At 62.3% G+C, this 23,951-nt stretch carries 24 protein-coding genes and 1 tRNA gene; 16 read left to right on the top strand and 9 right to left on the bottom strand.

All coding sequences use genetic code 11. The features are described 5' to 3' along the window. Positions 1–541 precede the first annotated feature (541 nt). The 11 genes from AB2U09_RS12950 to AB2U09_RS13000 all read left to right on the top strand — a co-directional run bounded on the left by AB2U09_RS12950 (position 542) and on the right by AB2U09_RS13000 (position 10,370). Positions 542–1,480: a replication factor A gene (locus AB2U09_RS12950; protein WP_459193142.1), complete on the top strand. Its 939-nt coding sequence runs from the start codon at positions 542–544 to the stop codon at positions 1,478–1,480. After that, the gene (locus AB2U09_RS12955; protein WP_459193143.1) at positions 1,480–2,109 is read left to right on the top strand and encodes an RPA family protein; all 630 of its coding nucleotides are present in this window, start codon (positions 1,480–1,482) and stop codon (positions 2,107–2,109) included. The genes AB2U09_RS12950 and AB2U09_RS12955 overlap by 1 nt, the downstream gene beginning before the upstream one ends. A 189-nt stretch (positions 2,110–2,298) precedes the next feature. Beyond that, complete coding sequence (locus tag AB2U09_RS12960; RefSeq protein WP_459193144.1) at positions 2,299–2,592, top strand: ArsR/SmtB family transcription factor; 294 nt, start codon at positions 2,299–2,301, stop codon at positions 2,590–2,592. After that, positions 2,582–2,998, top strand: a complete 417-nt coding sequence (locus AB2U09_RS12965; protein ID WP_459193145.1) for a DUF8036 family membrane protein — start codon at positions 2,582–2,584, stop codon at positions 2,996–2,998. Before AB2U09_RS12960 ends, AB2U09_RS12965 begins: the two co-directional genes overlap by 11 nt. A gap of 234 nt (positions 2,999–3,232) precedes the next feature. Next, positions 3,233–5,464 carry a CARDB domain-containing protein gene (locus AB2U09_RS12970; protein ID WP_459193146.1) on the top strand — a complete coding sequence of 744 codons (2,232 nt, stop codon included), beginning with the start codon at positions 3,233–3,235 and terminating at the stop codon, positions 5,462–5,464. After that, complete coding sequence (locus AB2U09_RS12975; protein WP_459193147.1) at positions 5,461–6,123, top strand: ABC transporter ATP-binding protein; 663 nt, start codon at positions 5,461–5,463, stop codon at positions 6,121–6,123. Before AB2U09_RS12970 ends, AB2U09_RS12975 begins: the two co-directional genes overlap by 4 nt. A 41-nt stretch (positions 6,124–6,164) precedes the next feature. Then, entirely contained in the window at positions 6,165–7,271 is a 1,107-nt protein-coding gene (locus AB2U09_RS12980) for an ABC transporter permease (RefSeq protein ID WP_459193278.1), read from the top strand. Positions 7,272–7,968: 697 nt separating this feature from the next. Continuing rightward, positions 7,969–8,562, top strand: a complete 594-nt coding sequence (locus AB2U09_RS12985; RefSeq protein ID WP_459193148.1) for a halocyanin domain-containing protein — start codon at positions 7,969–7,971, stop codon at positions 8,560–8,562. Positions 8,563–8,570: 8 nt separating this feature from the next. Then, positions 8,571–9,188, top strand: a complete 618-nt coding sequence (locus AB2U09_RS12990) for a hypothetical protein (protein ID WP_459193149.1) — start codon at positions 8,571–8,573, stop codon at positions 9,186–9,188. Between the two features lie 325 nt (positions 9,189–9,513). Then, positions 9,514–9,801, top strand: coding sequence for a winged helix-turn-helix domain-containing protein (locus AB2U09_RS12995; protein ID WP_459193279.1), 288 nt, complete (start codon positions 9,514–9,516; stop codon positions 9,799–9,801). A gap of 134 nt (positions 9,802–9,935) precedes the next feature. Then, positions 9,936–10,370, top strand: coding sequence for a DUF8036 family membrane protein (locus AB2U09_RS13000; RefSeq protein ID WP_459193150.1), 435 nt, complete (start codon positions 9,936–9,938; stop codon positions 10,368–10,370). Between the two features lie 71 nt (positions 10,371–10,441). Here AB2U09_RS13000 and AB2U09_RS13005 read toward each other — a convergent pair whose 3' ends face one another. Further along, the gene (locus tag AB2U09_RS13005; protein ID WP_459193151.1) at positions 10,442–10,687 is read right to left on the bottom strand and encodes a DUF7123 family protein; all 246 of its coding nucleotides are present in this window, start codon (positions 10,685–10,687) and stop codon (positions 10,442–10,444) included. 386 nt (positions 10,688–11,073) lie between these two features. Between AB2U09_RS13005 and AB2U09_RS13010 the strand changes: the two genes are divergently transcribed. Next, positions 11,074–11,511, top strand: coding sequence for a DUF8146 domain-containing protein (locus AB2U09_RS13010; protein WP_459193280.1), 438 nt, complete (start codon positions 11,074–11,076; stop codon positions 11,509–11,511). Between the two features lie 109 nt (positions 11,512–11,620). Here the strand turns inward: AB2U09_RS13010 and AB2U09_RS13015 are convergent, their stop codons facing one another. Further along, positions 11,621–12,073 (bottom strand): DUF5814 domain-containing protein, encoded by a 453-nt coding sequence (locus tag AB2U09_RS13015; protein ID WP_459193152.1) that lies wholly within the window; start codon positions 12,071–12,073, stop codon positions 11,621–11,623. Between the two features lie 78 nt (positions 12,074–12,151). Then, complete coding sequence (locus AB2U09_RS13020; protein ID WP_459193153.1) at positions 12,152–13,090, bottom strand: pectinesterase family protein; 939 nt, start codon at positions 13,088–13,090, stop codon at positions 12,152–12,154. A 444-nt stretch (positions 13,091–13,534) separates the two neighbouring features. Between AB2U09_RS13020 and AB2U09_RS13025 the strand changes: the two genes are divergently transcribed. Then, positions 13,535–13,696 carry a DUF7331 family protein gene (locus AB2U09_RS13025; protein ID WP_459193154.1) on the top strand — a complete coding sequence of 54 codons (162 nt, stop codon included), beginning with the start codon at positions 13,535–13,537 and terminating at the stop codon, positions 13,694–13,696. A 144-nt stretch (positions 13,697–13,840) separates the two neighbouring features. Next, positions 13,841–13,912 (top strand) — tRNA-His (locus AB2U09_RS13030). 113 nt (positions 13,913–14,025) lie between these two features. Here the strand turns inward: AB2U09_RS13030 and AB2U09_RS13035 are convergent. From AB2U09_RS13035 to dcm, 6 genes are all read right to left on the bottom strand, one after another. Next, positions 14,026–14,871 carry an HNH endonuclease gene (locus AB2U09_RS13035; protein WP_459193155.1) on the bottom strand — a complete coding sequence of 282 codons (846 nt, stop codon included), beginning with the start codon at positions 14,869–14,871 and terminating at the stop codon, positions 14,026–14,028. A gap of 422 nt (positions 14,872–15,293) precedes the next feature. After that, positions 15,294–15,770 carry an SWIM zinc finger family protein gene (locus AB2U09_RS13040; protein ID WP_459193156.1) on the bottom strand — a complete coding sequence of 159 codons (477 nt, stop codon included), beginning with the start codon at positions 15,768–15,770 and terminating at the stop codon, positions 15,294–15,296. A gap of 222 nt (positions 15,771–15,992) precedes the next feature. Further along, positions 15,993–16,934, bottom strand: coding sequence for a transcription initiation factor IIB (locus AB2U09_RS13045; RefSeq protein WP_459193157.1), 942 nt, complete (start codon positions 16,932–16,934; stop codon positions 15,993–15,995). 102 nt (positions 16,935–17,036) lie between these two features. Further along, positions 17,037–17,288, bottom strand: coding sequence for a DUF6735 family protein (locus tag AB2U09_RS13050; RefSeq protein WP_459193158.1), 252 nt, complete (start codon positions 17,286–17,288; stop codon positions 17,037–17,039). Further along, positions 17,242–17,538 (bottom strand): DUF6735 family protein, encoded by a 297-nt coding sequence (locus tag AB2U09_RS13055; RefSeq protein ID WP_459193159.1) that lies wholly within the window; start codon positions 17,536–17,538, stop codon positions 17,242–17,244. Before AB2U09_RS13055 ends, AB2U09_RS13050 begins: the two co-directional genes overlap by 47 nt. A 194-nt stretch (positions 17,539–17,732) precedes the next feature. Continuing rightward, positions 17,733–19,976 (bottom strand): DNA (cytosine-5-)-methyltransferase, encoded by a 2,244-nt coding sequence (dcm, locus tag AB2U09_RS13060; protein WP_459193160.1) that lies wholly within the window; start codon positions 19,974–19,976, stop codon positions 17,733–17,735. Positions 19,977–20,150: 174 nt separating this feature from the next. On the opposite strand from dcm, the gene AB2U09_RS13065 reads away from it, so the two are divergent. Together AB2U09_RS13065 and AB2U09_RS13070 are read left to right on the top strand one after the other, a co-directional pair. Continuing rightward, complete coding sequence (locus AB2U09_RS13065) at positions 20,151–20,924, top strand: HhH-GPD family protein (RefSeq protein WP_459193161.1); 774 nt, start codon at positions 20,151–20,153, stop codon at positions 20,922–20,924. A 163-nt stretch (positions 20,925–21,087) separates the two neighbouring features. Beyond that, positions 21,088–23,949 carry a hypothetical protein gene (locus AB2U09_RS13070; protein ID WP_459193162.1) on the top strand — a complete coding sequence of 954 codons (2,862 nt, stop codon included), beginning with the start codon at positions 21,088–21,090 and terminating at the stop codon, positions 23,947–23,949. The last annotated feature ends 2 nt before the right edge of the window (positions 23,950–23,951 follow it).

Genomic DNA, 23,951 nt, shown 5'->3' on the forward strand with positions numbered 1-23,951 from the left:
TACACGGAACAGTTGAATATCCTCGGTGGGCTCGCTAGGAGTACTCGTCACCACGGGACCACTGGGAGTTGAAAGCCCTCGACGCGCTCGCTAGGAGTGATTGTGACCGCAAGATACAGTGGGAGTTGAAAGCCCTCGACGCGCTCGCGGTCGCTGAGCGGGATATCCGCGCTCTCCGCACAGCCCGCGCGGATAGTCGCCCGCTCAGGCGACTGAAGTGAACGCGAGCCCGCCTCGCCCTTTCAGTCCGCCAGGGAACCGCACCGCGACCGCAGCAGCAACCGCGCAGCACTGCACCGCAGTCGGCCACACGCCTCCCCAGCCGATTGCGTTGCTCGTCGCTGCGCTCCTGCGCGACTCATCCCTCGCACGGTGTCGTCGCGAGATAAAACTCGCGACAGCGCGCGCCAATAGCATCCGGCTGTTTACCGGTCTATACGGTGCTCTTCACTTTCACCGTGCCGTACGAGAGTTTAAATACGGGGGCGACCAAGAGACGAATGTCTCCCACCGAAACAACGCGGAGACAGGAACGAAACAGATGACGGATTTGCGTACACAGGCGACGGAGATACACGAACAGTTCTCGGACCAGCTCGACATTTCGGTCGACGACGTAGAGGAACGTCTCGACACGCTGGTCAACGAGTACAAGGTCCCCCTCTCGGAGGCCCGCCGGAGCGTCACCAACACCTACCTCGACGAGGCCGGGATGGAGCGCGACGAACTCGGCGGCGGAGGCGGCAGCGGCAACGAACGCGTTCAGGTTGCCGATGTCGACTCGCCCGAAGAGTGGGTCGACCTGAAGGGGAAGGTCACCGAACTCTGGGAAGCCAACTCCGACGCGGTCGCGCAGGTCGGCCTGTTCGGCGACGAGACGGGCACGATCAAGTTCACCAAGTGGTCGAAATCCGACCTGCCCGACCTCGAAGAGGGGAAGGTCTACGACCTGCGGAACGTCGTGACCGACGAGTACCAGGGCCGCTTCTCGGTGAAGCTCAATCGGACGACGGTCATCGAGGAACTCGACGAGGAGATTGAGGTCGGCACCGACGACGTCACCGTCGAGGGCGCCTTAGTCGACATCCAGTCCGGGTCCGGGCTGATCAAGCGCTGCCCCGAGGAGGACTGCACGCGCGTCCTCCAGAACGGTCGCTGCAACGAGCACGGCGAGGTCGAGGGCGAGTTCGACCTGCGGATCAAGGGCGTGCTCGACGACGGCGACGAGGTCCACGAGGTCCTGTTCAACCAGGAGTCGACCGAGGAACTCACGGGCATCACCCTGGAGGAAGCCCAGGAGATGGCGATGGACGCGCTGGACACGTCCGTCGTCGCCGACGAGATGCGCGCGGACCTGCTCGGGAAGTACTACCGCGTCACCGGGCCGACGTTCCGCCGCTACGTCCTGGTCGACGAGGTGGAGCGACTCTCCGGACCGACGGATGCAGAGGCCGTGCTGATCAAAGCGAGGTCGATATAATGGCGACGACACCGACTCGCGAGGTCGCCCGCCGCGTGTTCGCGGGCGAGTTCAACGACGCGAGCTACACGTTCAAGGAGAGCGACGACGAGCGAGCCCCGGTCTACCTGCTGCTGCCGACGGGCCAGCGGGCCAACCGCGTGTTCATCGTGGGAACGCTCATGGAGACCGAGGACGTCGGCGACGACAGCGAGTACTGGCAGGGGCAGGTCATCGACCCCAACGGCGACCGCTACTTCATGTACGCCGGCCAGTACCAGCCCGACGCGGCCTCGATGCTGCGCGAACTGGAGCCGCCGGCCTACATCTCGGTCGTCGGCAAGCCCCGCACCTACGAGACCGACGACGGCGACGTGAACGTCTCCATCCGACCGGAGTCGATCACCGAGGTCGACGCGGACACCCGGGACCGCTGGGTCGTCGAGACGGCCGAGCGGACGCTCGAACGGATCCGCCACTACAAGGACCAGACCGGCGACGACGCCGACGGCGCGGCCGTCGACGAGTACGTCGCGATGGCTCAGGAAGAGTACGAGCTCCCGATCGAGAACTACCGCCGACAGGTCGTCGAGGCGCTGGAGAGTCTCGAAGACGAGGAAGCGGTCGCGGCCGAGGCCGGCGACGCCTGAGCGGCGCGCAACCCGATTTTTGCGGCAGTAGCGCGTAACCGACCGGGACATCCGCGGCTGATCGCCGGCTCGACGGCTGTCGAGTCCAGCGAGAGTGATGCGAGCGTGCTGGATACCCGCGATCTGGTCCCGGTTTTGATCGGTTACTCATCAGAACTTATTTCCGTACATTCACCGGGCATACACTCGATGCGGCAGTTGCTGTGGTGGCTCATCGGCGGTTCGCGGGGCGGCGAGAACCGCCTTCGGATCGTCCGCACGCTCGACGAGCGGCCGATGAACACCAACCAGCTGTCCGAGGAACTCGACCTGAACTACAAGACCGTCCAGCATCACCTCGAGGTGCTCGAGGAGAACGGCGTCGTCACCACCGAGGGCGAGGACTACGGAACGATGTACTTCCTGACCGACCGGATGGAGCAGAATCTTGACATCCTGCAAGAGGTGGCCGAGCAAGCGGATCTCGATACCAATGACCAGTAAACGCACTCCCCTACTTCGAACGGCAGCGGTAACCGGCATCGCGATCGTCGTCGGACTCGTTGCGACGGCCCTGTTCCCGACAGTGCTGCGGTCGCCACACGGCCCGCCGCCCGAGTTTCTGCAGGTGCTGGTCCGCGTGCAGCTGTTCGTTACCACGTTCAATCTGGTATTGCTGGTCGCGCTGACGGGGTCGTACGTCTCGGTCTACCGGGAGCTGCCGAACAAGTACACCCAGAGTCTCGTGGTCCTCAGCTTCTCGCTCGTGCTCTACGCGGTGACGTCGAACCCGGTCACCCCGATGCTGTTCGGCTTCCCGCCGCGGCCCGACCTCGGTCCGTTCGTCTTCATCCCGGACGTGTTCGTCGGGGTGGCGATCGTCGTGCTGTTCTACCAGAGCCAGACCTGATCCTCCGGTCGTGATTGTCGCGGTTGGCTGCCCGACGACTGGGTAAATTGTGCCTCTCTCGTCCCCGAAACGTGTGTAATCTCGGGAATAGAATATGTCGGACTCTCCCCAGCGATGACCTGTGAGTTCCAGTCTCGAGTTGCACGCGGCGACCTCGCGTGACCACAGTCAGTCGGATCGAACGCCGGTGCGGGAACCGAGCACCCTCGCAGTCGGACGGGGAGGGAGCGCGACGTGACGCGGTCGCGTCGGATCGCGGTCGTCCTCGTCGCGGCGCTCGCAGTCAGTGCGGTCGCGAGCACGACGGCTACGGCGGCCGTGGCGTCCTCAGTACAGATCTCGTCGGTATCGGTGACGCCGTCTGACCCCGTGCCGGGCGAGAGCACGACGGTCGAGGCGACGATCCAGAACCTGCAGAGCAGTGACTCGAGCGCGCAGGTCACGGAAGTCACGGTTTCGGGGGCGAACGGCGACCTCGGACGGACGCAGGACGCGGGTGCTATCAGTCCGGGAGGGTCGCTGTCGGTTCCCGTCTCGGTGACGTTCGACTCGGCGGGATCGAAGGAATTGACGGTGGAAGCGACGGTGCAGGGCGGGGACGGTGACACCCGGACCTACGAGTACCAGACGACCGTGACGGTCGAGGAGAACCCGCCCGACGTCCAGATCTCGTCGGTGTCGCTGACGCCGAGCGATCCTGAACCAGGTGAAAGCACGACCGTCGAGACGACGATCGAAAACCTACAGAGCAGCTCACAGAGCGTCGAAATAACCGACATCTACGTGCGGACGACCGGGGACGGCGAGGAGTACGGTCGCGTCGAGAACATGGGGACGATCAATCCCGGACAGTCGCTGACCGTCCCGATGTCGCTCACCTTCGACAGCGCGGGCGAGAAGCGGCTGACGGCTCGGGTCGTCGTCCGTGACGACGCAGGTGAGTACCACCAGTACGAGTACCCGATGTACGTGACCGTCGCCGAGTCGGACGGGGCGACCGTCTCGCTTTCGTCGCCGGAGGCCACCGCAGGGGAGACAGCCCTGATCAACGTCTCCGTAGCGAACGGGTACGACGGCGCTATCTCCGCCGTCCAGGCGACGCTCGACGGCGAGGGGATCGACGACGCACGGACGCAGGTGAAAGGGTCCGTCCAGTCGGGCGCCGACCACGTGTTCCGCTACGGCGTCGAGTTCGACGAGGCGGGGACGAAAACTCTGGACGCGACGGTGACCTACCGGACCGCCGACGGCGTGACGCGGACGGTCAACCGGTCGGTTCGGATCGCCGTCGAGTCCGCGAACCACTCCGCCCGCGAACTCGTCTCGATCGAGACCGGCGAAGCCGTCGCAGCGGGCACGACGCCGGTGAACATAACCGTCGCCAACGGTGGCTCCGCCCATATCTCGGCAGTGCAGGTCGAGTTGACCGGAGTCGAGGTAGACGGCGCGCGCGATCGAGCCACGGCGTCGATCCCCGCCGGGACCGAGCAGTCGTTCGGGTACGACGCTACCTTCGAGCAGTCCGGCGCGGCGACCATCGGTGCGACCGTGACATACGTCGACGCGGACGGGGATCGAAACACCGTCGAGCGGTCGGTGTCGGTTTCGGTCGACGAATCGCTCGTCGACGCCGACCTCTCGGCCGAGCAACTCGAAAACCAGTCGGATTCCGTCGAGGTGTCGCTGGCGAACTTCGGGAACGTCGACCTCTCCGAGGTCGAGATCACGGCGACCGCGGACGGGACGACGATCGCCCGACAGAACCTGGCCGACGTAACCCCGGATTCGACCGGGACGGCCGTCTTCGACGTCGACGACCGCGAATCAGTGACGTTTTCGGCGTCCTATACGGCGGCGGGCACCAACCACACCACCTCGACGCCGGCAACGCTCGACCAGACGGTGGCGGGGGACATCCACCTCACGGGCGTCGAGATATCCCGTGCGGGTACCTCCGTGACGCTTCAGGGCGATGCCGCGAACGTCGGGAGCACCGACGCCGAGTCCGTCCTGCTCGGGGTCGGGAGAACGGACGGCGAGGGATCGACGTCCGCGTCGAACGAGTACTTCGTCGGGACCGTCGAGGCCAGCGAGTTCGCCACGTTCGACCTGACCGGACAGGTCAGCCCGGACGCGTCCGCGGTGCCCGTCGAAATCTCGTATCTGGTCGACGGACAACGAGTGACGGAGACCCAGCGGATAGATATCGGGAGCGTGGGCGGAAACGCGTCCGTTTCCGGGGACGGTCAGGCAGCTGCGGCGGGCGATGACGGGCCAGCCGCTGGCGACGGCGAAGTCGCGGGTGGCGCAGGGCAGGCCCCCGCCGGTGGTCCGCCGGGAATGGCCGGAACGGGCAGTTTGGGCGGCCTGCTCGCCGGGCTCCCGACCACGGAGATAGCGATCGCGATCGGCGTGCTGATCGTCGTCGGCGTCGCCGTCGCGATCCGTCGCTGGCGAAACCCATGAGCGTCGTCGAACTCGACGGCGTCGTGAAGCGCTACGAGAGCGGCGAGCAGACGGTCGAGGCGCTGAAAGGCGTCGATTTCCGCGCCGAGCGCGGCGAGATGGTCACCGTGATCGGCCCCTCCGGTTCTGGCAAGAGCACGATGCTCAACGTGATCGGACTGCTCGATACGCCGACCGCTGGCACGGTACGGCTCGACGGTCGGGAGGTGACCGACTTCGGCGTCGACGAACTCACCGAGGAGCGCCGGTCGGAGATCGGGTTCGTGTTCCAGGACTTCCACCTGCTCCCGATGCTCACGGCGGCCGAGAACGTGGAGCTTCCGTCGATGTGGGACACGTCCGCCGACCGGTCGGCCCGGTCGGTTGACCTGCTCGAGCGGGTCGGGCTTGGCGACCGAATCGACCACACGCCCGACCAGCTCTCGGGCGGGCAGCGCCAGCGCGTCGCGCTCGCCCGGGCGCTGGTCAACGAGCCGGATCTCCTCCTGGCGGACGAACCGACGGGGAACCTCGATCAGGACACCGGCCGGACGATCCTCGACGAACTGACGCGGCTCAAAGAGGACGAGAACGTCGCGATCGTCGCGGTGACCCACGACGAACAGATGCTCGACTACACCGACCGGGTGGTCGAGCTCGTCGACGGGGTGATCCAGTGACGGCTATCGCCGACCTGCTGTGGCGGTTCCCGAGCGTACAGATGGCCTGGCGCAACCTCGGTCGGAACCAGATGCGAACCGGGCTCGCGGCGCTCGGGATCGTCATCGGCGTGATCGCGATCGCCTCGCTCGGGATGGCCGGTGCGGCGCTCCAGCAGCAAGCGACGTCGAACCTCGGTGATCTCACGAACGAGGTGACGGTCTCCTCGGGCCAGGACAGCACGACCGAGGGCGTGACTGCCGACCAGGTGTCGACGATCCGTGGAATGGCCGACGACGCCGTCGTCGTCCCCCAGCGGTCCGACCAGACGACCGTCTCCTCGCGCAACGGCGGCGAGACACGCGTCAGCGTGACCGCGGTGACGCAAGCGAGCGAACTGTACAACGTGACGACCGGCGAGGCCCCCGACCGGCTCGAGTCGGGCGCGCTCATCAGCAACAGCACCGCGGTCGCACTCGGACTGGGGATCGGCGACCCGGTCGAGTACGACGGCCACCTCTACCGGATCCAGGGACTCGTCGAATCCGAGGGCGGGTTCGGTCCCGGTGGGGGCAACGAACTCGTCGTCCCGCTGTCCGCGATCGCGGACCGGGAGTACTACGACTCGGTGACGATCGTCGCCGAGGACGGTGAGACGGCCACCGAGATCGCCGACGCGCTCGAATCGCGGTTCAACGAGGGCGACGACGAGATTCTGAGCATCACCAGTTTCGGGGGTGCACAGGAGAACATCGGCTCGTTCCTGGAGACGCTCAACGTCGCGCTGCTCGGGATCGGGTCGATCTCGCTGATCGTCGCCAGCGTCGCCATCCTCAACGTCATGCTGATGAGCACGATCGAGCGCCGCGGCGAGATCGGCGTCCTCCGCGCCGTCGGGATCCGCCGCGGCGAAGTCCTCCGGACGATCCTCGCCGAGGCGGCACTGCTCGGCGTCGTCGGCGGTCTCGTCGGCGCCATTGCCTCCCTGGCGGTCGGCGCAGCGGTGTTTCAGGTCCTGACCGGCGCCCCGGCGGCCGCGCTCAGCTGGGACAGCTCGCAGTACCTCGTGTACGGCTTCGGGTTCGCGGTACTCGCGAGCGTGCTGAGCGGGCTCTACCCCGCGTGGAAGGCGGCCAACGACCCGCCAGTCGAAGCCCTCCGCGGCTGAATCGGGTGATTCCGGGACGGAACCCGGTTCACTCTTTTCGTTTCCTCGGTCCTCGGGAGCGCGACTTTCACGCCACTACGGCCCGGCCTCGAAGGCGAGCGAGAAGCTACGTGATCGTCGGCGGGGCAACTGTGGCCGAAATTGGGTCGAACCCGAACGCTCTCGGCCCCGACTCGGGCGGGAATCGCGCACAGGGCTATACATCGGCGTGCGGACTGTCCGAACGGAGGTGCCGAAGAGAGTCCGTGACGCTCATCGACCCGTCGCCTGATGGCGCTCTCCGCCCGGTCCAGCCGACCCGTTCGACCGGGTTCGCGGCACCTCCTGCTGGTCAAACGCGGGCGCGCCACTTCCCGGCCCAGCCCGGCGCGTCCGTCCCCCGGCGATAGCACTCGCAACAATCGCGCTGTTCGTTCCTGCACCGTTGCACTCGCGCCGTCCCGTCCGGGTGCGGCCGTTTCGGGCCCCGGACGGGCATGCCGTCGAGCACGCGGGGGTCTTCCCTCGTTCCCCGCGTGCGGCGTTCGGCGTCGCTGGTCGTCGCGACCGGCTTTTTGCCACCGGCTGTGCCGAGCGTCTCCCCGATCATTCACATTCTGCCGGTGAGACGGGTCTGCGGGCTTCGTGTGGCAGTTGTGTGTGAATTGTGTCGCAGTTCGGCGAACGCTCTTTCCGGGGCCCTCGGTACGACGAGACGATGACCGACGCAAGTCACACGCAGACCCGACGGGCCTGTCTCGAACTATCGCTGTCCGTGGTAGCCGGCGGACTGCTGGCGGGCTGTACGAACCAGAGCGGCGATGGGGGCTCGACTTCCGGTGAGTCGACACTGGGCGCAGACGGGTCGTCGTCGGCTGGATCGTCGAGGACGAGCGAGTCCCCCGAACAGTCCCCATCGACCGCGGCCGGCACTGACACGGATGAGACAGCGATCCCCGCGCTGTCGGACGAGGCGACGGAGTACCTGAGCGACGCACAGCAGTACGACGGGGAGGGACTGGCCGACTACACTGGCCAGTCGGAAGTTACGGTCGAGAACGGTGCGGGCATGCGAGGCATGGCGTTCGATCCCGCTGCCATCGCCGTCGACGCCGGGACGGCGGTGGTGTGGGAGTGGACGGGTCGCGGCGGCGAACACGACGTGGTCGCGGTCGACGGCTCCTTCGAGAGCGAACTCGTCGAGAGCTCGGAGAAGACCTACTCGCGGACGTTCGACGCGACCGGGGAGTTCCTGTACAATTGCAGTGAACACGAGGACAAGGGCATGAAAGGCGTCGTCGTGGTCGTCTGAGTCAGTCGATGACCGACCTCGAAGCGCGAACGCAGCGACTACTCGCGTACGTCGTCGTCGCCGGAACCGTCGGCTGGGCGGGAACCGCCCTCGTCGACGCGGCGAGTCCGCTCTCTATCGCCGCCGATATCTACCTCGTCGTCGGGCTCTGGGCGGTCCTCGTCGCGATCGGCGTCGCTCTCGCGCGCCCGAATCCAGTGATCCGCCGAGCGAAGGCGTGGCGGATCTGGGGATCCGTCTCGCTCGCGACGCTGGCAGTCAACGCCGTCGCGAACACGCCACAGCTGTTCCCCGATCCGGCGCTGTTCGTCATCGTCCAGGACTACGCCTACTATCACCCGTGGCTCGCTGCGTACGTCCTCGCCTACGCGGCGACGGCGCGAGCCGAGCCCGAGAGCCGACTGATGGGCGAGACCGAACGGCGGATCTACCTCGGTGCCGCGCTCTGTTCGCTCGTCGCTCTCCTCGGGATACTCGCGTTCCCGGTTCCCGACGAGGCAGTGTTGCTCGTCGTGGCACTGCTCACCGTCCTCCCGGCGGCACTCGCACTCCTCGTCCGACGGCGGGCTGGGGCGGGAGCCCCAGCGACGGACGGTCGGCAAGTGCGCGACGGCGAAGCGGGATGAGGCATCTCTGTTGGACGAACGGCCGTCTCGACCGCTGTCTCGGTATGTTTGCTGGAGTCGTGTCGAATTTGGGCCTGAGTTGTGCCCGTTCTGGACGCTAGTTGTTCGCTAGTTCGGCGAACGCTTAACAGCGAACTCGGCCTCGTATTGACCGATCAGACGTGTCACGAACCACTCGGCATCGGCCTCACGAACCCGGACGGCCGCAGGAACAGCACGGGGGACGAGACGGATGACCGTCAACGGAACCGACGCGGCGGTCGGACGGCAGTCGAAACACGAACGGACCACCACGAACCGGCGCGCTCGCGGGTCCGAACAGTCGATGCGACGGGTGCTCTGGTGGCTTATCGGGAGCACCCGGGGCGGGCGCAACCGCTTCCGGATCGTCCGCGCGCTCGACGACCAGCCGATGAACACCAACCAGCTCTCGAAGGAACTCGACCTGAACTACAAGACCGTCGCCCACCACCTCGACCGTCTCGTCGAACACGGCGTCTTGCTGAGTAACAGCGAGGACTATGGAACGCTGTACTTCCTGACCGACCGAATGGAGCACAACCGTGACGTCCTCGACGAGATTGCCGCCGAAATCGGGATCGAGGATGCCTGAAGTGCCGTCCTCACGCCTCGCCGCCGACGAAGACGTCGCTGCACGAGCGGGGCGATCGGTCGAGCGCCACCGACGAGGCCCGTCAGCCGGCGCGTAGCGACGCGGCAGATACCAAGACCACGGAGCACCACGACATGCAGACCGCACGAAGACACAGGCCGTTCGTCGAAACGATCGCCGTCGCGGGGATCGGGGTCGCCGTCGCGCTGGCCGGGACGGCGTTGCTCCCGGTGTTTCTCCCCGACCCGCCGCGGGTTCCAGCCGAGGCGATCCCGCCGCTCCTGTCGGTGTTCGTCCGCGTGGAGCTGTTCGTGACGACGTTCAACCTGGTCGTGTTGCTGGCGCTGACGAAGGCCTACATCGGGATCTATCGCGAGCTGGACAACAAGTACACCCGGAGCCTCATCGCGCTCAGTTCCGCGCTCCTGCTGTACGCGTTCGCGAGTAACCCGCTCGTGCACGTTCTACTGGGCCTCCAACCGACACCGGACTTCGGGCTGTTCCTGTTCTTGCCCGACCTGTTCGTGGGCGTCGCGATCGTCGTGCTCTACTACCAGAGTCAGGCGTGATGCTCGCCCGCAGTTCTCACGAACGCGACCGGCAGGTGAAACCACACTCGGCCGGGGACGCGCCGTCGGCCTCAGGAGTCCGATCGCTCGACGCGCCAGGTCGTCCCCTTCGTGTACGCCCACTTCTCGACGGTGAACTCGGTAGACGCGTTCCGGAGTTTCCGGAAACAGGCGCCGACTTCCTGCGGGGACAGGTCGGTGGACGCGGCGATGTCCCTGCTCTTGAGGTAGTGGTTCCCGTCCGCGACCGCCTCCCGGAGGTAGGCCACGAGCCGCTCGCGTTTCTCCTCGATGTCGGGTTGGGCCTCGGATTCCATGTCTGATGGCACCGCCCGAACGGGTATCAGCCATTTCCGAACTCCGCCACGACTGTTACCCGAGTCCGGCCCAAATCGGAACGGTCCCGCGGCGATCCGGGCCACGCAGTCTGGTTCGATCAGGGGGCGACCGGTCGTGAGTTCCCACAGGTGCCCACCGTCGAAGGCGACCGGTCCAGGTTTCGATCGCGGCGGATCGCTCAGCCGACGAGTCAGCTATTACGGGGCTCGACCCGACCCCGCCTCCGCCTTGCGATTATCATATATGATATTTCTGGATTAGGGAAGATATAGGCTCTCAGGTCTCAGAACGATTTATTTCACGCGGAGGCCATCTCGTGCCAGCGTCTGACAAATGATTAAGTGGGATGCGTTCGGAACGAACCATAATGAGCAAAAACAAGACCATCTCCTTTCGCGTGAGCGAGGACAAGTTCGAGACGCTCCGCGAAATCGCCGACGAGCGGGACCTCTCGCTGTCGGCGGTCTTCCGGGACTACGTCGACATGCTCGTCGCGCACGACGGCCAGGTCGAGGTCGTCCCGGAACACCAGCTGAACGAGTCGAGCGACACGAGCGATACCGAGAGCTTCCCGCCGAAGGTCGAGGTCCCCAAGAGCTTCGTTCGCGAGCACGAACGGCTCGAACTCGAGGCCGAGCACCTCCGCGAACAGCTCGAAGAGCACAAGCGCTACGTCACGAAGCTCCGCCAGCAGCTCGACGAGCACGACCAGGAAGACGTGGTGCAGCTCGAAGACCTCGACGGCGGGGAGGACGACGAGGAAGCCTCCTACCGGCTTGGCAACTTCGAAGAGTCCGTCTGAAGCCAGCGCTGACTGCGACTCTCTGTCTTCTCTCCTACTGAACGCTGCTCTCGATTCTCCTGCGCGCTGGAACTGTTTCGATCCGCTCCGAGAATAGCCCGCTGTCCAGCTAGAGGAGTTCCTCGCGTTTGCGCCGGGCGTCGCTCGCCGTCGCGTCGCGGCCGTCGACGTCGGCCAGCGTCTCGACCGCTTCGAGCGTGCGGACGGCGCCGTCGAGGAACGAGAGCACGTCGCCGGGGTAGGCGTAGAGCATGTAGTCGTCGCCCATCACGTCGACGATGGCGTCGGGTCCGAGTCCCTGCGCGCGCAGTTCGAGGAGGTACTGGACGAACTTCTCCTCGGGGTGGCCACAGTGAGGGTTGGCCTCGCAGTCGCAGTCCATGAAGTCCGTCGCGAAGTCGAGCACGCGGTCCTGGGTCGCGTCGTCGAGCTTCGCGAGGTTCTCGGCCTGGAAGAGCATGTCCATGGTCGCCCCCTTGAACGCGCCCTTGGGGAACGACGTCTCTAGCTGCGAGGCGATCTGCTGGTGATTCTTGACGTAGATCTTGTCCGTGATGGCCACGGCTACCGCAATCGAAGCGCCGTAGGGGCAAAAGCGTCTCGGACGAACACTGATGCTCCCGATGACGGGGAGATCACGCTACTCGGTGACCGTTCGATACCAGTGCGGGGCGACTTCTTCGGCGTCCGGCCCGAGCAGGACGTTCCCCTTCGCGTACGCCTCGGCTTCCGCCGCCGTCAGCGCGCTTGACCACTCCACCCGGTCGTCCGTCGCCGCGCCGGGACCGCTGTTGTCGTATTCAACGAAGTTCGTGATGGTTTCTGTCTCCGGGCGCGACCAGTTGTCCCACCCGTTCGGGTGGATGTGCTCGCCCAGTCGCGACCGGAGGAATGCGACGTGTGCGTGGTCGCGCCACGGTCGACCGAGATACACCTCCGAGACGTCGGGGTCCGCGGTCAGCGTGCAGTCCTCGAAGACGTACCCGAACGGTTCGTGTTCGGGCGTGGAGGCCGCCGTGATGAACGAGTCAGCTTTCGAGTGGAGGTCGCAGTCCACGAAGAACGCGGTGGCGCCGCCGAAGACGAAGTCGGTCGTCCCCTCGATGCGACAGCCGTCGAAGTACTGCCGAGCGCCTTCGCCGTCGACGTAGACCGTGTCCTGGTGGCCGAGAAATCGACAGTTCTCGAACGCCGCGCGGTCGGCTTCGGCATGCAGCGCGACCGCCTGTCCGACGTCTGCGCCGGCGCTATTGCGGACGGTCAGGTTCCGAGCCCGGAAGTCGTTCCCACAGACCTTCAGCGTGTAGGTGAAGAAGGTGCTGTTGCGCCCCCGTCCGATCTTCTCGAAGTGGTCGTCGTAGGTGATGACCGTCCCCTCCGCGCTCTCGCCGATCAGGTCGATCCGTGGGTTCCACGAGTGGACGCTCACCTTCTCCTCGTACACGCCGTCCCTGACGAAGATGGAGATCCGCTCCCGGGGGAACGATTTCGCGCCGTCGATGGCCGCCTGGATACTCTCGTAGTCGCCGTCGCCGCCCGCATCGACGACGTAGTCGTAGTCGCGGTCGCCTGCGCTCATTGGACGGTAGACGACCCCCACCGATTGTAGACGCTTCGACTCCCTGTCGGAGATCCGCGGCCGCGAAGCGGTCGTTTCCGACAGCGAGCGGGACAACCAGGCAGAATGCGAGGACGATAGACCCGATCTCGGGGATCGCGTAGACGGCGTCGATGCCCGCGGCGCGCGCTCGCTCGCCCGCGGTCGTCCGGCAACGATGTGTGTGTGTGTGTTCCGCCGAGCACATCAGGCGCCGCGTTCCGCTCGTTCGGTAAGGGCCGATTATCCCCAGCGGCGCCGCTCTCCGGGCGCACCAGGGGTCTTCGCCGCTCGGTACGTACGGACTGAAGCGATCCCCGATTCCACCGGGGGGCTACACTCATAGCGTCGGTCGACACCAGGGGGGCAACAGGTATAGCAACGATCCTTACCCCCACGTAGGTCGTCCCTACAGATGAGAACTCGATGCACGAGACCGACGCCCCCCAGACACAGACCGACGCCTCTGCGCAGCGCTACATCACCACTCAGTACGGCGACGACGGCGAACAGATGACCCTCTTCCACGATACCGAGAACGAGCAGGCCTGGATCCAGTCTGACTACGCCGTCGACGTGGACCGGTAGACTCCTCCGACCCTCCAGCGAGTGACCTCTCCACAGAGTCGACGGCTTCGACCCGTGGCCGTGACTACCGTTCCCACTCCGGCCCCGGAGTCGTAACGTATTTCAATTCTACCCGGTTATCCCGATATGCCTCAATGAAGCGTGTCCGGGTTGGGGTAGTGGTTATCCTTCAGCCTTGTGGAGGCTGAGACGCGGGTTCGATTCTCGCACCCGGACTGACACTTTACCACCCTTTGTTTTCATGTTTCTTAGTGCCTTAAACGTGTAATATCTCGAAATCAGGTGTTAATTCATAAGAAGTATTATCAATTCGCGGGGCGATAGCGCCTTCATTGCTTTCGAGAATTCGCAGTTGGGAGTTGTCCAGGGCTGATTCCGATCTCTGCACAGAGTGTTTCAGTAGCGATTATGCCAAACTCTGCTTTCCGATGGCAGCTTGCGCAGAGTGAGATAACATTGTCGAGCGTATGTGCATCAGAGACCGAGTACCCGTCGGTGTCACGGAACCAACGCACTGGAACGATATGATGCACATCTGGATTTCGATCAAGTTCTTCGGCAGATACCCCGCAATATTGGCAGGTGTGAGAATCGCGCTTGAGGGCTTCACGCCGCGTCTGGTTCCACCCGGGACCGTACTCTACGTTTCCACCGCCGTTCCAGTTCGGGTGATCTTCGCCTGAGAAATTCTCTGCCAGCCACTCTTGCCGGCACGTTTCGCTGCAGACAGCGATCTCTGCCATTTCACTGGGCCATCGCTCGACTAAATCTCCACACACCGCGCAGGCGACTTTTCGTTTCCCGCCGCTCCAGTTTGGATTGGCGTCTCCAACCATACTGGGAGTCTCCTGCCATGTCTTGGCTTCAACGCACGACCCGCAGTACCGCCCTTCCTTCTCCGACGGGTAGAACTCGAATTCATCGCCGCATATCTCGCACGTCGTAGTTTGCCGTTTACCACTGTAGTTTGGATTGTCCTCGCCTTCAAACGAGACACCTTTGCTCCGGCAGGATTCTGAACAGTACTGCTTTTCATATTTTGAATAGAAATCCGTGCCACAGTTCTTACAAGACCGGTTTGGCAGCTGTTCTCCGTGAGATCGTGAATGATGAACCGCAACGCCCCGATGGGAAGCGAGGACCCGTCCGCACGTTGGGCATGCGTGCTCAGACATCGGTATCACCTGCAGTAAGCACAGAGCCTGAGTCACGGGGTCCCGAGAATTCCGTGGTCAGTTGTAACTCGATACTCCGTTCGAGACAGACTGGATAGTAGTTCATTTGTTGGAACTGCGGACTACCTGAAAGAGCCCGCACCCCTGCGGGGGCACGACAAAACGAACCGTTGCTTCAAATCTGGACTTGGAGCGCACCATCGGGCCAGGGCTGACCCCCTCTCATATTTGTATCTCAGTAGTCCCGGCCGCTGTGAGCCAATACGGAAATTCATCGTCGAGTGGCAGGTTACGACTTCGAGCCAGGACTACCGCCTCAAGGATGTCGAGGCTAACCGCAGCGGAGAGCAGAGGAAGGTAGTCTCACGGAACGACGTTGGCCACACTGAGCGGGGTGAGTATTCCGCGATCGCGGACATCGATTACTCGGGAGGGTCTTTCCTCCCTGTCCGGACACACTCCCAACATGGGAAGTCGTCGAAATACTCTGGACAGTCCTCGTCATCGGGCGCTGTGGGATCCGACTGGGAATCCGCTGGTCGAGTAGTGGTCACGGAGTCGTCTTCGTCGTCGGATTCGGCGACCGATGACGTGATCTTGCCACCGTCTACGGCGACTGGCTCTGGTTCGTCTTTGATTGCGATGGCGTCGAGAAGCGGTCGACGAATCGCCACCGCAACTCGGTGTTTGCACGCGCCTTCGTATTGTTCGTCAGCCGGGCACTCACACGCCGTCGGAAGCCCGTCTTCGACAGTGACGAGATATTCGTGCTCGGTTGGATTCGCGTGACTGCCATTCCGGACGACGACTCCTTCGGCTGAAAGGGTGAACTCGAATGCTTCGTACTGGGCGCGCTTTACGACTCGCGTCGGGAACTCGAGTTGTTGCAGTGGATGCATGGGTTACCGGAGCGCCCGATACTGAGCGCCCCGCCCATCGTGGTGCAGAAAAAACGTCCCCGCGACGCAGTTACCGGATTTCGTACGTCGCGATGGCCGACCGCCCACAGGCCGGACACGTAGTCGTCGACGCATCTACCGATGTCCCGCAGTAGCGACACTCGTGAACGCACTCGACACGCCGATCGAAACCTGGAACGCGCTCACGAAGCCAGACGAGTTTCATCGTCCCCCCTCCGTCCTGGTGGTCGCGATCGTATTGCGATGCTCGCGGACTGTCGCCGTGCTCACGTCGGCTTCAGCAGCGAGGTCGAGTTGGGTGATGTCTACGCCGTGGTCTCGACAGGCGACGGCGAGACACCCCGCTGCGAATCCCGCTGGATGCGAGCCGATGCTGGCCTCTGCTTCCCACGCCTGCTCGGCGAGCGACCGTGCATGCGACTCCGTTTCCGGTGGCACATCCATGGCCGAGGCCAGACTCGGGAGATACTCACGCGGTCGCTGTGGAGGTGCCGGCAGCCCGAGTTCGTCGTTGAGGACGTCGTAAGCGTTGGCGACACGGTCGCGGTTGACCTGTGCGACCGACGCGACTTCACCGAGTGTTCGGGTCGCGTTCGTACATCGGCAGATTGCGTAGATGACTGCTGCGGCGAACGCTTCGATCGAGCGTCCGTGGAGCAGGTTCTCGTTCTGGGCCGACCGGAATAGCGCACTGGCCTGTTCGCGGTCGTCCTGATCGAGGTCGAGCGCGCCAGTTATCCGCGCAATCTCCGTACAGCCGTGGGCGAGGTTGCGTTCGGCTTTCGACCGCCACTTCGCGCGAGTGTGTTCGCGGCGTAGCCGGCCCAGCTGCCGTCGCTTCTTTCCAGAGAGCTCGTTGCCCTGTCCGTCGGTCTTGCTTCCGATCTCCGTGGAAAGTCCCCGGTCGTGACGGGCTTCGGTGAGCGGCGCGCCTGTCCGTCTCCGATCAGTTTCGTCTTCCTCGAAGATGCGTGGGCCACGCCGGTCGAGCCGACAGGCCTCGACGACGAGCCCGCAATCCGTACACCGGGTTTCACCTCCATCTGTCGTGAGTCTGCCCTTACATTCTGGACATTCGTTGGCGAGAACGGAGCTGTCGTGCTGTTCGTCGAAGCCACACTCGTACGGATCTATGATTGCCATCAGTGATCAGCGCGAGGCGAGTCTGTGTTGCCCCCCGCACCCCTCTCGGGGGAAATAAACTCACCGTGGCAATAGACCGGTCTTCGAGCGAATCACGATGACCTATTCGACAATATGTGATCCACGGGCGATACACTCGCCCGTATACGTAACCCACTCGTCAATCTCCCACAGCAGGTCCTCAATCCCCTCGTCATGAAAGAAGACGCCGCAGTCGAGTATATCACTGTCCGTATCTTCTAGCCCACGGAGTTCACTCTGTGCATGATCGTCGCTAACTGGCTCGTCCTCGTACCACTCAACAGTTCTAAGCGTGCCGGTGACGCCGACGTTCCGTCGTCGACGATGTCGCAATAGTACTGCAAACCGAACTACTAGTTCGGCTCAATGACTCGGAAGCAGTGTTGACGATGTAGCACGCTTTGTGGTGGTGGAGATCGAGGTGTTCGCCGATGATATTGTCAATAGGGAGGCCAAGTGCCCACGGCTCGATATCGACTTGCCTAAATGAGGACGTTGGTTTCAAGGATAGGGCCGACAGTGTGACTGTTCGTCGCGTTACAGGCTCACTGGAGAACTGTTTGGAGCATCTCGTCCGGGACATTCCCACCGAGTAGTATCACTTCGAGAATGGTAGTTTAAGTCTGAGGTGCTGGGCGCCCAGTGCAGTAGTGAAATCTATATGTCTTGTCAGATAAATCACGGTATCGAATGCTCAACGTCCCATTTCAAATCCCTGAGAGTGTGCCTTGAGTCTCCCAAGTTCGAAAATCCATGGTCACAAATTTTGGGCCGTACTCAGTCGTCGGAAACGGCTTCATCAACGCCGGTGGAATCAGCCTCCACAGTCGGTGATTCTACAGCATCAACTACAGTGCTAAGCGCATTTCCGATCCGTTTTCCTGCAATGGGGGGAACCGCATTGCCGATCTGCCTGAACCAGCTCGTGAATGGACCGAGGAAAATATAGTCATCAGGGAACGACTGTAACCGAGCCGCCTCCCGGGGCGTAATGCCTCGGTTCCGCTCCGGATCGGCGCGAACAGGGTCAGGTCGGGCATGCTCGTAATAATCGGGCAGCACATAGCCATTCGCATCTTTGGCCAGATGGGCCACGATCGTCGGGGAGGGTTCTGACCATTCGAGCATCCGATATTTGTCGCCAAATCGCTGGTTCTTAGCTGTCCCAACATCATATTCAACATATTCTGCATATTCTCCATCGGAATCATATTTGACATCCCAGCCGGTATCGCCAGGGCTCAACGCTTCGTCAAACAGGATCTGATCTTTCTCCATTGGGTGTTCCCGTGCTTTGTGATTGAAGCAGAGATCGGTATTTGAATCGAGATCGTGTTCGTAGACGTAGTCACTCTTTGACCCCCTAACTGATTTCGACAGTACCCGACCACCAGCCCCACGTCGAAGGCGAAGGAGCCCGGATAGTCCCTGCTGGATGGTTCGTGCATTGTCTGCTACTGGAAGGTTAGTAAGCACCTCTTCAGCAGTCGATGAACCATCTACAAGATCTTCGCGGATCCCGACCAGAAGTACTCGTTCTCGTTTTTGCGGGATACCCAGTTCAGTCATGTCCTGTAACCGATACTCAACATCGTACCCGGGCCCCGTTTCACTGAGCAATTCAAGATCTTCGAGCACCCAGTCAATTACACGAATACCAGTATCTCCTACCTCGTTGACCATGCCCTCAACGTTCTCCATTACGATGGCTTTCGGGCGAAGCTCATCAACAGCATTTACATACTGGGTATAGAGGGTCGTCCGGTCGTCGTCGAGGATGCTATATTCATCGTCGTTTGCCCGACGTGATCGGTATCCCGCCTTCGAGAGGGACTGACATGGTGGCCCCCCGACGAGCAGGTCGGGCTCACCGGCGGCCTCCTGAATCCGTTCAGGCAGGTCGATCTCACGGACATCCTCGCAGACGACATTTTCATGGGGAATAGCTGGATGATTCAATCGGTAGGTGGCTACCGCGTCGGAGTCGATATCGATTGCCCACTGGACATTATATCCAGCTGCATCCAGCCCGCACGAGAGTCCACCAGCGCCCGCGAAGACATCCACTACTGTCGGACCTGTCTGCTCAATCTGCTGTTGTCGAAGACGATGTGTGAGCAGGAACTTTTTAATTTCACAGTCCTCCCCGCAGACGTCTGTCCCGGCAGCGACGGCGTGTGTTGCAAGTGCTCGAAACAGGGGGGCGATAAGACGGTCTATCAGCTCGTCCTCAAGGTCGTGCCGACGGTCAGCATCGTCGCGAAGATCGGCTGGTTCAATGAGGCCGAGAGAACATAGTAGCTCGTCAATCTGAGAGTCTACGGGCCATACCGGTTTGTCGAAAGCCGTCTGGAGCAACCACCAGCCGTCACCTTCCTGAATTCCCGGTATAGTGGTGAGGAATTCGACATAAGAACTGTACTGGACTCGAGAGAAGTCGCGAAGGGTAACTCCGTCCGTGTAGTGTGTTTCCTCAACAGCGTCAAGAAGATCTCGTAGCCGCGCGGCACGCACCCGTTCCTTGCCCTCGCTGCGGGTCATCTCCTGAAGGGAATCAACGAGTTGCTCATGGTCCATCAGGGCGATCTCCTCCCAGCTCCCGTGTTGATCTCGTAGCCTCCGGACGGTCTCTCGAGGATCTCGCTCGAAGAATCGCTCCGCTGGAAACTGGACATCCCCACTGAGCACAGCTGCAGCTACCGCGTCAAGTGGGTCGTCACTTTCACAGAGAGGGTCGTTGCATGGGCACGGAGAGTCACTGTCGACAGCGTATTCGCGGTCGAGCAGTGCGTAACGGCAGTTCGCTTCCTGGGTATTCCGCTTTCGTGCGAGCTCTTCCGGCGTCGCACTTGGACACCCGACCGGCGTTATCCGTTGTCTCCGCGAATGGGCAGCAGTCAGCGTATCAATAAGAAAATCGATATTCTCGAAAAGCAACTCTCGATGGAGATTCCGCTCCGTATTCGATGCTGAACGAATTAGGTGCAGTGGTAGATCGGAAGACGTGACCGGGTCTGGCATACCACCAGTTAAATCGGCACCAGGGATAAACTCCAGGGTGAGGAATTACTCGTTCCACTGGATACTACGTACAGCCACTCAATTGCCACTCTTGCAAGTATGATGGGAATGACAAACATTTTATCTCTCATTTGAGCAGATAGCTGAAGATGATGGCCGCGTAATTCGAACTCGATGGCCGATCCACTACTCCCATTCGGGCGGACACAGGTTACTTCCGAAGAAATTCGGGAGTACGTCGACGAGCACGCCGCACTCGACGTGCTTCAGGAGGTCGGCGTTGACTCGGCTCCAGAGAAGGTCGAGGAATTTCTGACGACACTACCTGCACTCCTTAGCTGGCTTGAGACCTACGGACGAGAGTATCCGTGGCGCTATACGACCGATCCCTGGCGGATTTATGCGACCGAGATACTGCTACAGCGAACCCGTGCCGACGCCGTGGAGGAGATCTACGATGAGTTTTTCTCAACTTTTTCGCGACCAGAAATAGTCCTCGAAAAGAGCGAAACAGAGCTTCGAGAGTGTGTCAGATCCCTCGGATTCATCAATCACCGTGTTCGTTCGATTCAGGAGGCTGCGGAACTCTGTGTCGTCGAACACAATGGAGCGGTCCCAGCTGACCTGGAGACGCTGCAGCAACCGTGGCGAGTCGGACCCTACACCGCTCGGGCATGCATGCTCTTTGCGTTCCAAGAACCGCTCGCACTCGTTGATGCAAACACTGCACGCATAATGGGGCGGGTGTTCGACTATCCATTACCAGATCAACCCCACAAGAGCAAGGTCGTCTACCGATTCCTCGACTCCCTTGTCCCTGCTGACGGGACCATGGCACGAGCGTTCAATCTCGCACTCCTCGATCTTGGCGCGCTTCGCTGTACACACGCGCACCCTAACTGTGAGGAATGTCCACTCAATAGTGGGTGTACGTATTCCTCGGTATAGCCGTTACCGCGGATAGTCCTGGTTTTGAAGGCCGAAACGCCCCGTGGTATTCCGCGGTTGCTGCACGCGAGCGTGCGCTCGACGCGCGCCGGCCCGCACGCGCGTAACGCGCCCGCGAGCGCGATAACCGAGATAGCCCAACCAGATGCCCGTCCGAAGTTTTATGAGGACGGGCATCTGTGTGGATAGATATGGCCACCACTCACAACGGCCACCACAGCGACGTAGAACCGCCGCACAGCCGACCGACCGACAATTCCGACTCCTACCCCGTGGGGCGAGGGGGCGCATGAGCGGGCCCGCACGCCTCTCTGGAGCCAGCTCCAAGAGGTTTGCTGAACAACTACTCACCGCAGATAGTCCAGACGAGGTCTGCGAGATCATCGCTGAGCTGGAGGACACCCTCCTCGAGCTGGGAGAATCGTACGAAATAAACTGGGTTCCTCTTGGCGAGGACGAGAACAACTACTCCGATGTCTACACGCAGGCGAGTTCGCCGATGGCGGCGTTCTCGGAACTGCCGCTGAATGCGGAGGACTCGCTTACCCTTCGCTTCTACGAGGAAGCCTGTGCTGTCGGCGACGATCCAAGTGCTTCCTCGATGAAAGAGGCCGCACAGTCGGACTGGGTTGATCTCGACGATGCCGAACTCGAAATCATCGCCGACGGCTACGCACCCCAAGAGGGGAACCAGCTCAATCTCACAGTCCGTGATAACGGAATTGGGAAGCCCCGCTCGGAGTTCGATGACTTCGTCGGGCTGCACGCACCCGGGCTGAAGAAGCAGGAGTACGACTTCCTGCAGGGACAGTACGGCATGGGGAGCACGGCCGTGATGAAGTTCGCGGGGAACATCGAAGAGGAGTACAACGAGCGTGCGTTCAAGTTCATCGCCAGTGCCTCCGTTCACGAGCCGGGCGAGTGGTCGTGGACGCTGATCCACGACAAGCCGCACAAGAGTCAGGTGGAGTACCTTACGGTGAACGGCGAGTTCCCCATCTTCGACGGGACGTTCGGCGGGGCTCTCACGGAGAAGTTCCGTGAGAGCTACCCCGAGAAGTACGACTTCGAGAAGAACACGACGACGCCAGATCCCCAGAGCCATGGTGCCTTCGTCAAGGTGTACGACTACCAGACGAACGCCTCGCGAACGATGATCAGCGGCGACGAGGGGTTCCGACACAAATTCGAGCGATCGGTCGTCGACTCGCCGTACCCCATCCAGCTGACAGACCTCCGGTACAACTCGAAGTTCCCACAGAGCTACACGCGGGGGTTCCGCCAGAAACTGGAGGATGACAACGAGCACCTCCTCGTGGACGACGAGCACCTCACCGTCGACACGGGCTCGGAGACGCTGGGCGAGCGCGACATCACCGTGTTGCTGTTCAAGGACGACGACGAGCTCGGAGAGAGCACCAGCGAAAAGCAAAAGTTTGTCTCCGGTACCTCGACACACAGGGACGCCCACGGCCGCACGGGGGTCCAGAAAGACCACGCCGTGATGCTCACGATCAACGGTCAGACCCACGCGAGCAAGGGTGAGTACTTCCTGAAGTCGCTGGGCTACTCGAAGATCGCATCTGATACCGTCGTCATCGCGGAGTTCGACGACCTCGCGAACCTCGGGATGGTGAGCATGTTCAGCCCGTCGCGAGATTCACTGGAGGACTCACCGCAGGCCAACAAGTTCCTCAGTGCGCTAGAGGATGCTCTCGAGGGAAGTGACCTGCTCACCGCGGAGGAGGAACGTCGACGAGCGCAACGTGGAAACGCCGAACCGGCGACCGACACCGAGACGTTCGCCGATTTCATCGAGCGGAATCCAGAAGTTGGGAACTTCATGGCCACTGGTGAGCGGATCCGCGCACCGCGCATCCGCCCAAGTGACGATGGGACCGAGTCTCCACCAGAGTCCACTGACGGTGACCTCTCCGACCACACGGATACCTCGGGTGGTGACGAGAGCGGAAGCGACGGCCCTCACGCGCCGAAACTCCCGACGTTCCTCACGCCGATCGAGGAGTACAACCCCGGGAGCGAGGAGCACGTCCTCTGGGACGACGACGAGCCCCTGCCCGTCGAGATACCTGTCAACGGGGCGACGACGATCCGGTTTGCGACGGATGCCCAGAGCGACTACCTTGCTCGGGACGTTCTCTCCGGCTCGCTGGAGGTCTCTAGCCCGGACCAGCGGCGTGCGGTCGAACTCCAGAACGACCTGCTCACGCTGACCGTCGATCCCGCTGAGGACGCCGACCCCGGGGACGAAACAACGCTCTCAGTCGAGCTGACCCGTCCGGACCCGCGCGACTGCCCGGAAATCGACGATCCAGCCGACGCCTATCCGAAACACACAGAGACCGACCTCGCCACCGATGGCGGCGTGGATGTCGACACCGGCGCACTCACTGCACGCTGCCAGCTCGAATACGTAGAGGCGACAGACGGTCGTCACTCTTCGACCGGAAGCGAGAGCGATGGCGACGGTGATACCGCCGACGCATCTGGTGACGATGATGGCAGTGCGAACGACCGCGATGGGGACGCAGGCGACAACGGTTCGACCGACGACTGGGGCTTCGAAATGCCCGACATCAGATACGTTCACGAAGAGAACTGGCGAACCGACGATGACGGAGATCCGATCGACCCTGAGAAGTTCAATGCAGCTGATGCGGAGCACTTCGACGAACATACGCTGATCCACCTCGACCCGAGTCAGGATGGCACGATCAGTGGCCTCTCGCTCACGATCAACATGGACGCCGCTGCGCTTCGGTCGTTCATCGTCGAGCGCAACGTCAAGGACAACTGGAAAGAATTCGTCGAACAGCACTACGAACTCGCGATGGTGTTCTACACCATCACGATGTACCGCCACTACGTCGACGAGTACGGCACGAGCTTCGAGGACACGGGCCTTATCACGGCCGAGGTTGTAGCTCGCAGCATCAACGCCCTCGCCCCCACGATCATGCCGACCATCATCCCGGATGATCAGCTCGACCGGATCACGGAGTGATC

The sequence above is a fragment of the Halosimplex yunnanense genome (assembly GCF_054504345.1).

Bases quoted from the DNA above. Each gene is read 5' to 3' on its own strand.
- AB2U09_RS12950 (WP_459193142.1), top strand. From the start codon at position 542: ATGACGGATTTGCGTACACAGGCGACGGAGATACACGAACAGTTCTCG.
- AB2U09_RS12955 (WP_459193143.1), top strand. From the start codon at position 1,480: ATGGCGACGACACCGACTCGCGAGGTCGCCCGCCGCGTGTTCGCGGGC.
- AB2U09_RS12960 (WP_459193144.1), top strand. From the start codon at position 2,299: ATGCGGCAGTTGCTGTGGTGGCTCATCGGCGGTTCGCGGGGCGGCGAG.
- AB2U09_RS12965 (WP_459193145.1), top strand. From the start codon at position 2,582: ATGACCAGTAAACGCACTCCCCTACTTCGAACGGCAGCGGTAACCGGC.
- AB2U09_RS12975 (WP_459193147.1), top strand. From the start codon at position 5,461: ATGAGCGTCGTCGAACTCGACGGCGTCGTGAAGCGCTACGAGAGCGGC.
- AB2U09_RS12980 (WP_459193278.1), top strand. From the start codon at position 6,165: ATGGCCTGGCGCAACCTCGGTCGGAACCAGATGCGAACCGGGCTCGCG.
- AB2U09_RS12985 (WP_459193148.1), top strand. From the start codon at position 7,969: ATGACCGACGCAAGTCACACGCAGACCCGACGGGCCTGTCTCGAACTA.
- AB2U09_RS12990 (WP_459193149.1), top strand. From the start codon at position 8,571: ATGACCGACCTCGAAGCGCGAACGCAGCGACTACTCGCGTACGTCGTC.
- AB2U09_RS12995 (WP_459193279.1), top strand. From the start codon at position 9,514: ATGCGACGGGTGCTCTGGTGGCTTATCGGGAGCACCCGGGGCGGGCGC.
- AB2U09_RS13000 (WP_459193150.1), top strand. From the start codon at position 9,936: ATGCAGACCGCACGAAGACACAGGCCGTTCGTCGAAACGATCGCCGTC.
- AB2U09_RS13005 (WP_459193151.1), bottom strand. From the start codon at position 10,687: ATGGAATCCGAGGCCCAACCCGACATCGAGGAGAAACGCGAGCGGCTC.
- AB2U09_RS13020 (WP_459193153.1), bottom strand. From the start codon at position 13,090: ATGAGCGCAGGCGACCGCGACTACGACTACGTCGTCGATGCGGGCGGC.
- AB2U09_RS13025 (WP_459193154.1), top strand. From the start codon at position 13,535: ATGCACGAGACCGACGCCCCCCAGACACAGACCGACGCCTCTGCGCAG.
- AB2U09_RS13035 (WP_459193155.1), bottom strand. From the start codon at position 14,871: ATGTCTGAGCACGCATGCCCAACGTGCGGACGGGTCCTCGCTTCCCAT.
- AB2U09_RS13040 (WP_459193156.1), bottom strand. From the start codon at position 15,770: ATGCATCCACTGCAACAACTCGAGTTCCCGACGCGAGTCGTAAAGCGC.
- AB2U09_RS13045 (WP_459193157.1), bottom strand. From the start codon at position 16,934: ATGGCAATCATAGATCCGTACGAGTGTGGCTTCGACGAACAGCACGAC.
- AB2U09_RS13055 (WP_459193159.1), bottom strand. From the start codon at position 17,538: ATGTCCCGGACGAGATGCTCCAAACAGTTCTCCAGTGAGCCTGTAACG.
- dcm (WP_459193160.1), bottom strand. From the start codon at position 19,976: ATGCCAGACCCGGTCACGTCTTCCGATCTACCACTGCACCTAATTCGT.
- AB2U09_RS13065 (WP_459193161.1), top strand. From the start codon at position 20,151: ATGGCCGATCCACTACTCCCATTCGGGCGGACACAGGTTACTTCCGAA.
- AB2U09_RS13070 (WP_459193162.1), top strand. From the start codon at position 21,088: ATGAGGACGGGCATCTGTGTGGATAGATATGGCCACCACTCACAACGG.